Source organism: Streptomyces rectiviolaceus, from assembly GCF_039533825.1.
Classification (GTDB): domain Bacteria; phylum Actinomycetota; class Actinomycetes; order Streptomycetales; family Streptomycetaceae; genus Streptomyces; species Streptomyces rectiviolaceus.
The window spans coordinates 1-12,517 of the sequence record NZ_BAAAUG010000198.1 but is presented as its reverse complement, the minus strand read 5'-3'; the positions used below and the strand labels follow the sequence as shown (position 1 = coordinate 12,517).

Below are 12,517 nucleotides of genomic sequence, written 5' to 3'. Positions count from 1 at the left end.
GCGCTCGAACTCGCGCGCGATGGCCTCGCCGGTCGCCTCGGGCAGCTCGGCCGTGTCCCGCGCCTCCTCGAGCGACTGGACGTACTCGGCGACCTCGCTGTCCTCGGCCGCCAGCTGGTCCACGCCCACCTGCCAGGCGCGCGCGTCCTCGGCGAGGTCGCCCAACGGGATCCGCAGACCGATGAGGTCTTCGAGGCGGTTCAGGAGGGCGAGGGTGGCCTTCGGGTTCGGCGGCTGCGAGACGTAGTGCGGGACGGCCGCCCACAGGCTCACCGCCGGGACGCCCGCGTGCGTGCACGCCTCCTGGAGGATGCCGACGATGCCCGTAGGGCCTTCGTACTTCGTCTCCTCCAGGTCCATGGTGCGGGCCAGGTCCGCGTCCGAGGTGACGCCGCTGACCGGGACGGGGCGGGTGTGCGGGGTGTCGCCGAGCAGCGCGCCCAGGATCACCACCAGCTCCACGCCCAGCTCATGGGCGAAGCCCAGGATCTCGTTGCAGAACGACCGCCAGCGCATCGACGGCTCGATACCGCGGACAAGGACGAGGTCACGCGGCTTGTCGCCGCCCACGCGGATCACCGAGAGCCGGGTCGTCGGCCAGGTGATCTTGCGGACGCCGCCTTCCAGGAAGACCGTGGGGCGGTTGACCTGGAAGTCGTAGTAGTCCTCGGCGTCCAGCGCCGCGAAGACCTCGCCCTTCCACTCCTTGTCGAGATGCGCGACCGCGGTGGAGGCGGCGTCGCCGGCGTCGTTCCAGCCCTCGAACGCGGCCACCATGACCGGGTCGACCAGCTCGGGAACCCCCTCGAGCTCGATCACCCAGGCCTCCTTCCGATGTCCTTTACGTACGCCCCAACCTTACGGCGTCCGGCGGGGCCCTCCGCAGCCCCCTCGCAGGGGCTTCGATGACCGGATCACTGCCCCGCGAGAGGCCCGCGCACTCCCGCGGCGGCCGTGCTTCGGCGGCCGTGCCTCACAGCGTCGAGCGCAGCCACTGCTCCACGCTCGCGATGTGCACCGTCGCCCACGACCTGGCCGCCTCGGCGTCGCGGTCGCGCAGCGCGGTGAGGATCGCGCGGTGCTCGTGCAGGGTGCGGCTGACGGCGTCCTCCTGGGTGAGGCCGCGCCAGATACGGGCCCGGGTGGTGGGTCCGGAGAGGCCGTCGAGGAGCGAGCAGAGCACCGAGTTGCCGGACGACTGCACGATGCCGCGGTGGAACTCCAGGTCGCAGGCGACCAGTTCCTCCACCGAAGGCGCCGCACCGAGGGCGTCCAACTGTGAGGTCAGCACGTCGAGTTCGGCCTCGGTGATGTGGACGCTCGCCATCGCCGTGGCGGCGGGCTCCAGGATGCGGCGCACCGCGAGGAACTCAAGGACGGTGTCGTCGCGGTGGAAGTCGACGACGAAGCTGAGGGCTTCGAGGAGGAGCTGCGGGTCCAGGCTCGTGACGTACGTACCGTCGCCCTGCCGTACGTCGAGGATGCGGATCAGTGACAGGGCGCGCACCGCCTCGCGCAGCGAGTTGCGTGAAAGGCCCAGGTCGGCGGCGAGTTCACTCTCCTTGGGCAGCCGGTCGCCCGGGCGCAGCGCGCCGGAGACGATCATGCCCTTGATCTTTTCGATGGCTTCGTCGGTGACAGCCATGGGGACCTCGCCTCACAAGACAGAAGACATCCGATGTATCGGACGATTATGGCGTGTCCCAGCGCTCTTGTGCACGTGGGTCCGGCGAATACGTACTTCTCTCAGGGCTAAGGTTTCCGTACTGACCGAAATGACCGCGGGACGGGCGAGAGGGAGGCTACGGCACATGGCCGGGAAGAAGTCGGCGGGGGCCCAGCGGGACGCGGTCGCATCGATCATCGAGGACTGGGCGAGAGAACGGCCGGAGCTCGACACCTCGCCCCTGGAGGTCCTGGCGCGGCTGCACCGGACCTTCCTGCGCTACAACACCAGGCTCACCACGGCGATCGAGCGGCACGGCCTCGCGGTCGCAGGATTCGACGTGCTGACCGCGCTGCGCAGGGCCGGGGCGCCCTACCGCCTCACGGCGGGTCAGCTCGCCGACTCCGGCCTCGTCTCGTCGGCCGGGGTGACGCTGCGCATCGACCGTCTGGAGAAGGACGGCCTGATCGTGCGCGAGCGCGACGCGGAGGACCGCCGCGTCGTCTACTCACGGCTCACCGAGACGGGCCTCGCCAAGATCGACGAGGTGTTCGTCGAGCATCTCGACAACGAACGCCGGATGCTCGACGGACTCTCCCCGGCCGAGTGCCGCCAGCTGGCCCGCCTGATGTCAAAGCTGGAGCGGTCCATCACCGACTCCGACGAACCTCACGAAGCGGAGGCCTGAGCTTCCGCCTCCGCGCGGTACATGCGGCGCAGCCGGACCACGCCCAGGTCGTGCTGGTAGAGGTTCTCGCGCTGGTCGGCGTCGGCGGGCATCGCCTCCAGCATCACGCGGTCCTGCTCCAGGACCTGCCAGTGACGCTCCTCGATGAGGGTCTTGTAGAGGAAGCGCCAGGTGTCGCGCTGCCAGCCCTGGACGCGACGGTAGCGCCAGAAGAAGACGCCGGTGCGGTTCTCGTCGACGGGGCAGACCATGCCGACGATCCCGAACGGGCCGCCGGGACCGGCCGACGGCGGGTACGGGATCGTGAGGTCGACCCAGTCCACGCCGGTGCGGCACAGCTCCACCCAGTCGAAGTTGACGCCCCGCTGGTCGGTCTTCTCGAAGAAGTAGCCGCGTTCCGTCTCCCGGATGCGGAACTTGGCGGTGGTGTCGCCGTCGTACATCGTGTGCGACTCGTGGTGCAGGAACGCGCCGTGCATCGGGTCGAGGAGGTTCTCCACCGCGAACCGCCAGGGGCCGTTCCACTCCGCGTAGCAGAGGATCGCGTCGACGTCCGGGTCGGTGAGCGGCTCGGGGAGCGTCAGTTCGGCGGGCTCAGGGTGTTTCTCGTCGCCGAAGTACGCGAGGATCGCGCCGCCGATCTCCCGTACGGGCAGCGACGTGACGAGTTTCTTGCCCTCCAGATTGCAGCCGGGCAGTCCCGGTACGGAGGAGACGGTGCCGTCGGTCTCGACCTCCACGCCGTGGTACCAGCAGGCCACCCGGTCACCGAGGTGTTTCCCCAGGGAGAGGGGTGCCCCGCGGTGCGGGCAGCGGTCGGCGAGCATCGACAGGGCGCCGTCGGAGCGGCGGAAGAGGAGCCACTGCTCGCCGAGAGCGGTGACCTTGCGCATGGCGCCGGGGGCGACGAAGTCCGATGGGACGACGGGGTGCCACTGGTTGCGCAGGCCGGTGGCGTAGATGTGGTCGGCGGAAGCGGTGGGGCCGGTAAGGGCGGTCATCGGGGTCACGCTCCCAGTCGGTTCATCTCGGCACGGAAGGACTCTTCGGTCCACGGGGCGCCGTCGGGCGCGTGGACCTGACGGCTGTTCAAGCCGCGTACGACATCGGAGAGTTCATGGCCCTCTTTGGTGAAGACCTCTTCGAGGGTGGCGGCGAGCTTGTACTCGTAGGGGGTCGGCTCGTGCGTACGGGACTGGTGGATGTCCAGGTACGGCCAGGTGGTGGTCACTGTTGCCTCCGGTGGGAATTACAGGTCGAGGACGAGACGGCCGGACGCGCAGCGCGAGACGCAGATCATCATCGAGGCGCCGGCCGCGTGCTCGGCCTCGCTGAGCAGGAAGTCGCGGTGGTCCGGTGTGCCGTCGAGCACGCGGGTCTCGCAGCTGCCGCAGATGCCCTCCTGGCAGGAGCTGCTGACGCTCAGGCCGGCGGCCTCGGCGGCCCGCAGGATGGACGTGTCGGGGCCTACGGAGAGGGTGCGGCCGGACGCGCGGCACTCCACCTCGAACGCGGACTCGTCCCCGGTCCGCTCCACGACGGGCGCGGCGAACCGCTCCACGCGCAGTCGGTCCGCCGGGGCGACGGCCTCCACGGCGGCGAGCAGGGGCGCGGGGCCGCAGCAGTACACGAGCGTGCCGTCGGGCAGACCACCGAGTGCGGCGCGGAGGTCGATGTGGCCGAGCTCGTCCTGCGGTACGAGGGTCAAGTCGCCGCCCAGGGAGGCGAGTTCATCGGTGAACGCCATCGATCCGCGATTGCGCCCGCCGTAGACCATGCGCCAGTCGGCACCGCGCCGCGCGGCCTCGCGGGCCATGGCGAGAAGCGGGGTGATGCCGATGCCGCCCGCGATGAAGAGGTAGCAGGGCGCGTCTTCGAGCGCGAAATGGTTGCGCGGCTCGGAGGCGGTGACGGTCTGGCCGGGCCGCAGCTTGGTGTGCACGTGCCGTGAACCGCCGCGCGAGGAAGGCTCGTTGAGGACCCCGATGCGGTACGCGGAGGTGTTCCGCGGATCGCCGCACAGGCTGTACTGGCGTACGTGCCCACCCGTATGCAGGTCGAGATGCGCGCCGGGGGTCCAGGCGGGCAGCGGCTTGCCGTCGGGGTGGGCGAGTTCGACGGAGAGGACTCCGTCCGCCTCCCAGGTCATACGGCGTACCAGCAGGGTGAGTTCGCTCTCGTGCTCGCTCATGTGGGATCGGTCCTCCTCACTGGCCGGGGATCTTGACGGGCGGGGTGAACGGGTTCTTCATCGGGCCGAGGCGGGTCAGGTCGACCTCGACGAGGGTCGGCCCGTCGGAGCCGACGGCGTGGCTGATCACGGGCCGCGCGTCCTCCTCGGCGGCGATCCGTGCGTAGGCCAACCCGCATGCCTGGGCGAGGAGTTCGAAGTCGGGGGTGGCGAGATCGACACCCGACCGGCGCTCGCTGTAGCGGTCCTGCATGTTGCGGAGCACGCCGTACCCGCCGTCGTTGAAGACGATCAGGGTCAGCCGGGGCCGCTCCTGGGCGAGCGTGAGGAGTTCGCCCAGGTGGACGGCGAGCCCGCCGTCGCCCGCGAGGACCACGGTGGGCGAGTCGGGCCGCGCGAGCGCCGCGCCGATGCCCATGCCGAGCCCCTGCCCGATGCCGCCGCCGCGCGGGAAGACGTTGTCGCGGGGGTCGTACATCTCCAGGAGCCGGTTGCCCCAACTGCTGGACGGGATGGTCACGTCGCGGGCGACGACGGCTTCGCGGGGTAGCGCGGCGCGGATGGCGTCGCAGATCGCGGCCTGCGGGCCGATGTTGTCGTGCAGGGTGGCGCGGACGTCCTCGCGGACGGCGGCGACCCGCCGCGTCCAGCTCTCGTCGGCCCGGCGCGCGTGCGGAAGCAGGGCCGCGAGCACGTGGGGCGCGTGACCGTGCAGGGCGTGCCGCGCCGGGTACACGCGGCCGAGGGCGGCGGCGTCGATGTCGATCTGGATGTGCGCCTCGGGGAGCGCGAGTCCGTAATCGGCGGTCTCGTTGGACCGGAAGTGCGTGCCGACGGTCAGGAGCAGATCCGCGTCGGCGAGCAGGGCGCGGGCGGCCGGGGTGGTGGCGAAGTTCCCGATCACCTGAGGGTGGTCCTCGGGCACGGCGCCTCGGCCGGAGTTGGAGCTGAGGAGACCCGCACCGGTGGCGTGCAGCAGCTCGGCCAGCTCGACGCGGGCGCGGGTGGCGCCGCCGCCGGCCCAGACGAGGGGTCGTTCGGCGGACGCCAATAGGGCCTGGGCGGAGGCTAGTTCGGGCGGGGCGGGTGCGGGGTGGGCCTGTGTCGTGATCCCGGGGCGGCCGGGGGCCTGTCGGTTCTCGGTCGGTGCGAGGGACTGGAGGGCGCCGGACGGCTGGTCCTTCGCCTCAGCCGCTGGTGCTGGTTCTGATGCCGGGGCCGCGGTGGGCGCGAGTGCCGGGGCCGGTTTTCCGGGCAGTGCGGTCGTCGTGTGCTGCTCGGCTTCCGCGATCGTCGGTGCCGTGTCCATCTGGGCCGCGTACTGCAGGTCCACCGGCCACTCCACGCTGGCCGGGCCGCCCGGATCTGTCAGGGCCGCTCGTGCCGCATCGCGCAGGATCCGGCCCGCGGAGTCGTTGGACGTCACCGTCTCCGCGTACGTGGAGACCGCCCTGAGCATGCCCAGCTGGTCCTTGGTCTCGTGGATGAAGCCCCGGCCGCTGCCCAGGAACTCGGCTTCCACCTGGCCCGTGACGTGCAGGACGGACGTGCCCGCGCTCAGCGCCTCCACCAGGGAACCGGCCGCGTTGCCCGCGCCCGTGCCCGTCGAGGTGAGCGCACAGCCCAGCGAGCCGCGCGCCCGGCCGTAGGCGTCGGCCGCGTTCACGGCGGTCGCCTCGTGGCGGACGGGGACGAAGCGCAGCTCCCGGTCGACCGCCTCGACCAGCGGCAGATTGTGCACGCTGACGATCCCGAAGACCGTGTCGATGCCGAGTTCCCGCAGGACGGCGACGAGGAGATCGCCGCCGGTGGCGTAATGCATGGGTGGCATGGGTGAGCTCCCTCAGAAGATGCCGCGGCCGACGCCGCCGCAGACGTCGATGCTGGTGCCGGTGGTGTACGAGGCGCGGGGCGAGAGCAGCGCGACGATCGCGTACGCGACCTCCTCCGCGCGACCGAGCCGCCCGAGCGCGATGCCGCGGTCCGCCGCGAGCTCCGCCTGCCAGTCCTCGTACGACAGACCCGAATCGGCTGCCGCGTGGCGGCGGGTCCACTGGCCGGTGTCGATCAGGCCAAGACAGACCGAGTTGACGCGGATGCCCTCCGGCGCGAGCTCCATGGCAAGGGACTTGGAGAGGTTGAGGATGCCCGCGCGGGCCGCGCTCGTGGTGATGAGGCGTGGCTCGGGCTGCTTGGCGAGGACCGCGTTGACGTTGACGACGCTCGCCGCGTCCGACGCCGCCAGGTACGGTCGTGCCGCGTGCAGGGGGTTGAGGACACCTGCGAACTTCAGCTCCAGCTCGTCGCGCCAGTCCTCGGCGGTCGAGTCGTCCAGGCCCTTCATACGGGACTGTCCCGCGTTGTTGACGAGTCCGTCGACCGAGCCGAAGGTGTCGGCCGCGCGCTCGGTGAACTCCCGCACGGAGTCCGCGTCGCGAACGTCGCACACGCCCGTGAGGAGGCGGTCGCCGCCGCCGAGGCCCGCGGCCGCCTTGGCGAGGCGGTCGGCGTCACGCCCGCAGGTCGCGACGCGCGCGCCCTCGTCGAGCAGGGCGCGGACCGTGGCCAGGCCGACGCCCGAGCTGCCGCCGGTGACCAGGACGGTCCGGTCGGAGAGGCCCAGATCCATAAGTACTTGCTCCTGCAGATCAGTTGGTTCAGTTGGATCAGTTCATGGTGAAGCCGCCGTTTACGGCGATCACCTGTCCGGTCAGATAGCGGGACTCCTCGGAGAGGAGGAAGGAGACGAGCCCGACGAGGTCGTCCGGCTGCTGCGGGCGCGAGATCGCCCGGTTGCCCCGGTACAGCTCGTGCCGCTCGGCAGGCACCGTCTCGGTCGCCTCGACCTCGGTGAGGCCCGGCGCCACCGCGTTCACGGTGATCCCCTTGTCGCCGAGCTCCCGCGCCATCGCCCGGGTCAGCGCGATGACCGCGCCCTTGGAGGCGATGTAGTGGGCAAGGCGCGGCGATCCGTAGAGCGCCGCGTCCGATGCGATGTTGACGATCCGCCCGGGTGAGCGGAAGAGCGGGTGGAGGGCCTTGGCGACCAGCCAGGGGCTGCGGGCGTTGACCGCCATCAAGCGGTCCCACACCTCGACGTCGATGTCCTGGAACTCCTTGCCGCCGACGCCGTTGGCGAGCGCGGCATTGTTGACCAGGCCGTACAGCGGACCCAAGTCCCGTACAGCGTCCGCGAGTTCGTCCACCGATCCCGGGTTCGCCACATCGCACCGTACGAAATGGGCGTCAAGGCCCTCCGCACGCAGCTCCGCGACGGCCTCCCGGCCCCGCCCCGCGTCCACCTCCGCGACGACGACCCGGAAGCCGTCCTCGCCCACCCGGCGGGCCATGGCCAGTCCAAGGCCACGGCCCGCGCCGGTGATGACGACGGTGCGGTCGTCAGTCATGGATGACGCGTCAGTCACGGGTGACGCCGTGCATCGGCGAGTGCTCGGGGTACGTCGGCACCTGCGGCTTCTGCGTGCCGATGACGACGCAGAAGAGCGCGTCGGTGTCGCCCTCGTTCTTCAGGGAGCGCGCCACGCCTGCCGGGACGACGATCATGTCGCGGTAGCCGAGGGTGCGGTACTCGACCTCGTCGGCGCCCCGGTGGATGCCCACCTTGACCTGCCCCTCCAGGACGAAGAAGGCCTCCTCGACGTCGTGGTGGGTGTGCTCGGGGCCCTCGGCGCCCGGCGGGAGCAGCATGTTGGAGAAGGTGAAGCCGCCGGACGGCAGGATGCGGCTGTCGTTCTCGTGGTTGCCGGTCGCACCGGAGCCGACGTAACGGATCTGGCCGCGGCGGTACTGCGGGCCCGCCTTCTCCTGGAAGGACAGCGTGCTGAAGTCCGCGACACGGGACTCCTTGGTGGCGATCAGCGAGTCGGTGTACTTGCCGAGGTCGCCGCCGTTGTCGTACTCGGTGGTGGTCAGAGGCATGGGGAAATCTCCTGTTCAGGGACGTTCAGTGACGTTGGGGGATGTTCAGGGACGTTCGGGGATGCGGGCGGTGATGCGGAGATGGGAGAGGACCCAGGCGTTGAACGCCTCGGGCCGCTCCTGGTTGGCCAGGTGACCGGCGTCCTTGACGATCACGTAGGCGGCTCTGTGCAGGGCTCCGGCGATGGCCTGTGAGGCCTCGACGCCGGTGACCCGGTCCTGGTCGCCGCAGAGGACGAGGGCGGGAGCGGTGATGGCGGGGATCTCGGGGCGCAGATCGGCGCCGGCCATGGACTCGGCGGCGTACGCGTATCCGGGCAGGCGCACGGACGCGGCCATGGTGTCGACGACCCGCCCCACCAACCCGGGCGGCGCGTCCGGCGAGACGAGCCGGGGCCCGCGCCGCTCGGCGAACGCCCGCGGCCCGAGTTCGGCGAGTTCGGCGGCCCGCTGCCGCATCGCGGCGGCCTTCGCGGGGTCCGTGCCGGAACCGGCGCTGGAGTCCGCGACGATCAGCGAATCGACCAGGTCGGGGTGGCGGACCGCGAGCCGCAGCGCGATCACCCCGCCCCACGAGACGCCGAGGACATGGGCGCTCGCGCCGCGCTCCCGGATGAGGGAGGCAGCCGCGTCCGCGAAGCCGTCCAGGTCCAACGGCCCTTCAGGATCAGCGGACTTGGCGTACCCGGGAGCGTCCCAGGCCACGACCCTCACGTACGCGGACAGCTCGGCGAGCTGCGGGGCGAAGGCGGCGGAGGAGGAGCCGATGCCGTGCAGGCAGAGCAGGAGCGGCCCGTCGGATCCCGCCTCTTCCACATGGAGGGCAGGAGCGATGGAGGCAAGGGGGGTAATGGAGGCAATGGGGGTAATGGGGCCGGTCACAGGATCTGCCCCGTGCGCCCGGCGAGCGCCGCGAGGCTGCGCAGGACCGCGTACGGCACGACCTGGCTGGTCGCCGGGTTGCCAGGGTCCGGAAGATGCGCGACATCGAAGCGGTACGTGCCGTGCGCGCCGGACGCCTCGACGACATGCCGCGTGTGGTGGGCGCCGGGATCGGCGACGACCTGGACCCGCACAGCGTCCAGGTCACCGACGGCGAGGGCGACCGATGCCGCGACATTCGTCGACTTGGGGAACTTCACGGGGACGTCGCGCGCGGTCCCCGACATGACCTCGACCGGACCGGTCGCCGTCCGCATCCGGGACAGCAACCCCTCGTCCATCCACGGCTGTTCGAGCGTGGACGGCAGCTTGGTGGTGGTGAGCCGCACCTCGTCGAGCGGCCCGAGCGACCGCACCGCCTGCAGCAGATCGAGCCCGCCGACCGCGCCCCCGGTGAAGTACACCCGGCCGGGACCGGCGGCCAGAAGCCGTTTGGACAGCTCCTCGTCGGTGAGGGCGCCGGTCGAGGCGATCAGCAGATCGGTCCCGGAGGTGAGGACGCGCTCGCCCCACTCCCGTACGACCCCTTGGCCCGCCGCCTCCACGATGAGATCGCAGCGCTCCATGGCCTCGTCGAAGGAGACCTGCGGGGCGGGTGCGCTCTCACCGAGCGGACGGTTGTCGACGAGGCACGTCAACTCGGCGCCGGTGACGCGCTGTTCGGCGAGCGCGGCACCGACCACGCGGCCGATCGCACCCCAGCCGACGATGCCGACCTTGCGTACGGCGCTCATGCCTGAACCTCCAGGTTGTTTCGGGGGGACAGGGGGGACAGGGCGGACAGGCGTGACAGCGGTCCGGGGTCGGGCGCCCCCGCCATGTGGCAGCGGATCTCCTTCGACGGCGGCCCTGCCGTCCCCCACAGGTCGGACAGCTCCGGCACCCGCCGCCAGACCCGGGCGATCCACGCGTCCTCGACGATCTGCGCGACCTCGGAGGTGTACTCGCAGACGAGTCCGGAGGGGTCGGTGAAGTAGGAGAAGGTGTTGTTGCCGGGCCCGTGCCGCCCCGGACCCCACTGCGGGTCGATGCCGTGGTGCCTGAGCCGGCCCAGGCCCCGCATGAAGTGGTCGACCGAACTCATCTCGTACGCCACGTGGTTGAGCGAGGCCCACTCCGCCTGGTTGAAGGCGATGCAGTGGTGGTCGGCGTTGCAGCGCAGGAACGCCATCTGGTGCTCGGACCAGTCCGAGACGCGCAGGCCGAGGACGTCGCGGTAGAAGGCGACGGAGGCGTCGATGTCCGCCGTGTTGAGCACCGCGTGCGTGACACCGACGGGGACGGCGCCGTCCAGTCCGCGCGGCGCGACCGCGTAGACCTCCGCGCTGATCTCGATCAGACGGTGCTCGGGATCGATGAAGCGCAGGCCGTAGCCGCCGCCGACCTGGTCGAGAGGGCCGGGTCCGGTGACCGGTGTGATGCCGCGCGCGAGCAGCCTGCGGGCGGCTTCGTCGACCTCGGCGGGCGTGCCCACGGCGAAGGAGATCTTGCCGAGGCCCGTGCGGTCGGCGCGGGTGAGCTGGAGGGCGTGGTGCTCGGCGCCGGTGCCGCGCAGCCAGGCGGCCGCGCCGCGCTCCGACTCGACGGTCTCCAGGCCCCAGACCTCCTGGTAGAAGTCGGCGGCCTCGGTGAAGGAGGGCGTGAGGAGCTCGACGGAGCGCAGGGCGCGGAGGCGGGCGACGGGCGGTTGGGACATGACCTGCTCCAGAGATGCAGAGGTGCAGAGGTGCAGCAGAGGGCGGAGGTACGGAGAGGGGGCGGCGGAGGGACGGGGTTTCAGTTGGCCCAGGGGAGAGGCGCGTCGGTGACGCCCCAGTACAGGGACTTCTGGCGCTGATGGGCGCGGATGCCGTCGCGGCCCTTCTCGCGGCCGAGTCCGCTCTCCTTCATGCCGCCGAAGGGCGTGGCGATGCTGAACTGCTTGTAGGTGTTGATCCAGACCGTGCCCGCGTCGACGCGCCGCGCGATCCGCCAGGCGGCCCGGTGGTCGCGGGTCCAGATGCCGCAGGCGAGGCCGTAGACGCTGGCGTTGGCCTGCCGCACGAGGTCGTCCTCGTCGTCGAAGGGCAGCGCGACGAGGACGGGCCCGAAGATCTCCTCCTGGCAGGTCCGCGAGGAGTTGGGGAGGCCGTCCAGGACGGTGGGCAGGTAGTACGCCCCGTCCTGGTACCGCGCGCCCTCCGGCACACCCCCGCCGCACAGCACCCGCGCACCTTCCTCGCGCGCGAGATCGACGTACGAGGCGACGGAGTCCCGGTGCTTGTGGTGGACCAGGGGTGCGACCTGGGTGTCGGGGGCGGTACCGGGCCCGACGCGCAACTTCCCCACTCGCTCGACCAGTTCGCCGACGAACTCCTCGTACAGTTCACGGGCGACGAAGAGCCGTGACCCCGCGACGCAGGACTGACCGCTGGAGGAGAAGACCCCGAACATCACGCCGGCCAGCGCCTGTTCGACGTCCGCGTCGGCGAGAACGACCGTCGGCGACTTGCCGCCCAGTTCGAGCGAGACCGGCATCAGTTTCTCGGCGGCGGCGTGCGCGAGCGTGCGGCCCGTGCTCGTGCCTCCGGTGAAGGTGACCTTGCCGACGCGCGGATCACGGACGATCGCGTCGCCGACGACGCTGCCGCGACCGGTGAGCACGGACAACAGGCCTGCCGGTAGACCGAGTTCGTCAAAGGCGCGGGTGATGAGGCGGCCGAGCGTGAGGGAGACGAGCGGGGTCCACTCGGCGGGCTTGAGCAGGACCGCGTTGCCGCCCGCGAGCGCCGGGGCGAGCTTCTGGGCGTCGCTGGCGATGGGCGAGTTCCAGGGGTTGATCGCGCCGACGACACCGATCGGCTCGTACACGCTCAGCGTCACGTAGTCGCCGCGCGAGGGCGTGATCGCCTCCTCGGCGGTCTCCAGTGCGGCGGCCGTGTAGCGGAAGGTGGCCGCCGCGCTGCCCACCAGGGCGCGGGTCTCGGTGAGCGCCTTGCCGGTGTCGGCGGTCTGCAGGGCCGCGAGGTCGTCCGTGGACTCCTCGATCAGCTCGGCGATGCGGTGCAGGAGCAGGGCGCGCCGGTGGGGCAGGAGGTCGCGCCAGCGCGGG

14 protein-coding genes are annotated in these 12,517 nt (G+C 71.2%); 1 reads left to right on the top strand and 13 read right to left on the bottom strand.

Features of this window, described 5'->3' with window-relative positions; all coding sequences use genetic code 11:
* Together ABD378_RS40080 and ABD378_RS40075 are read right to left on the bottom strand one after the other, a co-directional pair.
* Positions 1–819, bottom strand: an 819-nt coding sequence (locus ABD378_RS40080) for a PAC2 family protein (RefSeq protein WP_344529680.1), incomplete at its 3' end; no start/stop codon positions are given.
* 154 nt (positions 820–973) lie between these two features.
* Positions 974–1,645, bottom strand: a complete 672-nt coding sequence (locus tag ABD378_RS40075; RefSeq protein WP_249590945.1) for a FadR/GntR family transcriptional regulator — start codon at positions 1,643–1,645, stop codon at positions 974–976.
* A 166-nt stretch (positions 1,646–1,811) separates the two neighbouring features.
* On the opposite strand from ABD378_RS40075, the gene ABD378_RS40070 reads away from it, so the two are divergent.
* Positions 1,812–2,354 carry a MarR family winged helix-turn-helix transcriptional regulator gene (locus ABD378_RS40070; protein WP_344529676.1) on the top strand — a complete coding sequence of 181 codons (543 nt, stop codon included), beginning with the start codon at positions 1,812–1,814 and terminating at the stop codon, positions 2,352–2,354.
* On the opposite strand, the gene ABD378_RS40065 is transcribed toward ABD378_RS40070, so the two are convergent.
* The 11 genes from ABD378_RS40065 to ABD378_RS40015 all read right to left on the bottom strand — a co-directional run.
* Entirely contained in the window at positions 2,336–3,355 is a 1,020-nt protein-coding gene (locus ABD378_RS40065) for a Rieske 2Fe-2S domain-containing protein (protein WP_344529674.1), read from the bottom strand. The two genes, ABD378_RS40070 and ABD378_RS40065, sit on opposite strands and share 19 nt — an antisense overlap.
* Before the next feature lie 5 nt (positions 3,356–3,360).
* A complete protein-coding gene (locus ABD378_RS40060) occupies positions 3,361–3,585 on the bottom strand; it encodes a recombinase-like helix-turn-helix domain-containing protein (RefSeq protein WP_344529672.1) in 225 nt (74 codons plus the stop codon).
* An 18-nt stretch (positions 3,586–3,603) separates the two neighbouring features.
* Complete coding sequence (locus ABD378_RS40055) at positions 3,604–4,545, bottom strand: PDR/VanB family oxidoreductase (protein ID WP_344529670.1); 942 nt, start codon at positions 4,543–4,545, stop codon at positions 3,604–3,606.
* Between the two features lie 16 nt (positions 4,546–4,561).
* A complete protein-coding gene (locus ABD378_RS40050) occupies positions 4,562–6,367 on the bottom strand; it encodes a thiamine pyrophosphate-binding protein (protein WP_344529688.1) in 1,806 nt (601 codons plus the stop codon).
* Positions 6,368–6,388: 21 nt separating this feature from the next.
* Positions 6,389–7,174 (bottom strand): SDR family oxidoreductase, encoded by a 786-nt coding sequence (locus ABD378_RS40045; RefSeq protein WP_344529668.1) that lies wholly within the window; start codon positions 7,172–7,174, stop codon positions 6,389–6,391.
* Between the two features lie 37 nt (positions 7,175–7,211).
* Positions 7,212–7,952 carry an SDR family oxidoreductase gene (locus ABD378_RS40040; RefSeq protein WP_344529666.1) on the bottom strand — a complete coding sequence of 247 codons (741 nt, stop codon included), beginning with the start codon at positions 7,950–7,952 and terminating at the stop codon, positions 7,212–7,214.
* 10 nt (positions 7,953–7,962) lie between these two features.
* Positions 7,963–8,484, bottom strand: a complete 522-nt coding sequence (locus ABD378_RS40035) for a cupin domain-containing protein (RefSeq protein WP_344529664.1) — start codon at positions 8,482–8,484, stop codon at positions 7,963–7,965.
* A 45-nt stretch (positions 8,485–8,529) separates the two neighbouring features.
* A complete protein-coding gene (locus ABD378_RS40030; RefSeq protein ID WP_344529662.1) occupies positions 8,530–9,366 on the bottom strand; it encodes an alpha/beta fold hydrolase in 837 nt (278 codons plus the stop codon).
* Positions 9,363–10,160: an aspartate dehydrogenase domain-containing protein gene (locus ABD378_RS40025; protein ID WP_344529660.1), complete on the bottom strand. Its 798-nt coding sequence runs from the start codon at positions 10,158–10,160 to the stop codon at positions 9,363–9,365. Before ABD378_RS40025 ends, ABD378_RS40030 begins: the two co-directional genes overlap by 4 nt.
* Positions 10,157–11,122: a VOC family protein gene (locus ABD378_RS40020; RefSeq protein WP_344529657.1), complete on the bottom strand. Its 966-nt coding sequence runs from the start codon at positions 11,120–11,122 to the stop codon at positions 10,157–10,159. The genes ABD378_RS40025 and ABD378_RS40020 overlap by 4 nt, the downstream gene beginning before the upstream one ends.
* Before the next feature lie 80 nt (positions 11,123–11,202).
* Positions 11,203–12,517 (bottom strand): aldehyde dehydrogenase family protein (locus tag ABD378_RS40015; RefSeq protein ID WP_344529655.1); only part of this gene is annotated, 1,315 nt, incomplete at its 5' end.

Bases quoted from the DNA above. Each gene is read 5' to 3' on its own strand.
- ABD378_RS40025 (WP_344529660.1), bottom strand. From the start codon at position 10,160: ATGAGCGCCGTACGCAAGGTCGGCATCGTCGGCTGGGGTGCGATCGGC.
- ABD378_RS40040 (WP_344529666.1), bottom strand. From the start codon at position 7,952: ATGACTGACGACCGCACCGTCGTCATCACCGGCGCGGGCCGTGGCCTT.
- ABD378_RS40050 (WP_344529688.1), bottom strand. From the start codon at position 6,367: ATGCATTACGCCACCGGCGGCGATCTCCTCGTCGCCGTCCTGCGGGAA.
- ABD378_RS40035 (WP_344529664.1), bottom strand. From the start codon at position 8,484: ATGCCTCTGACCACCACCGAGTACGACAACGGCGGCGACCTCGGCAAG.
- ABD378_RS40020 (WP_344529657.1), bottom strand. From the start codon at position 11,122: ATGTCCCAACCGCCCGTCGCCCGCCTCCGCGCCCTGCGCTCCGTCGAG.
- ABD378_RS40065 (WP_344529674.1), bottom strand. From the start codon at position 3,355: ATGACCGCCCTTACCGGCCCCACCGCTTCCGCCGACCACATCTACGCC.
- ABD378_RS40045 (WP_344529668.1), bottom strand. From the start codon at position 7,174: ATGGATCTGGGCCTCTCCGACCGGACCGTCCTGGTCACCGGCGGCAGC.
- ABD378_RS40075 (WP_249590945.1), bottom strand. From the start codon at position 1,645: ATGGCTGTCACCGACGAAGCCATCGAAAAGATCAAGGGCATGATCGTC.
- ABD378_RS40055 (WP_344529670.1), bottom strand. From the start codon at position 4,545: ATGAGCGAGCACGAGAGCGAACTCACCCTGCTGGTACGCCGTATGACC.
- ABD378_RS40070 (WP_344529676.1), top strand. From the start codon at position 1,812: ATGGCCGGGAAGAAGTCGGCGGGGGCCCAGCGGGACGCGGTCGCATCG.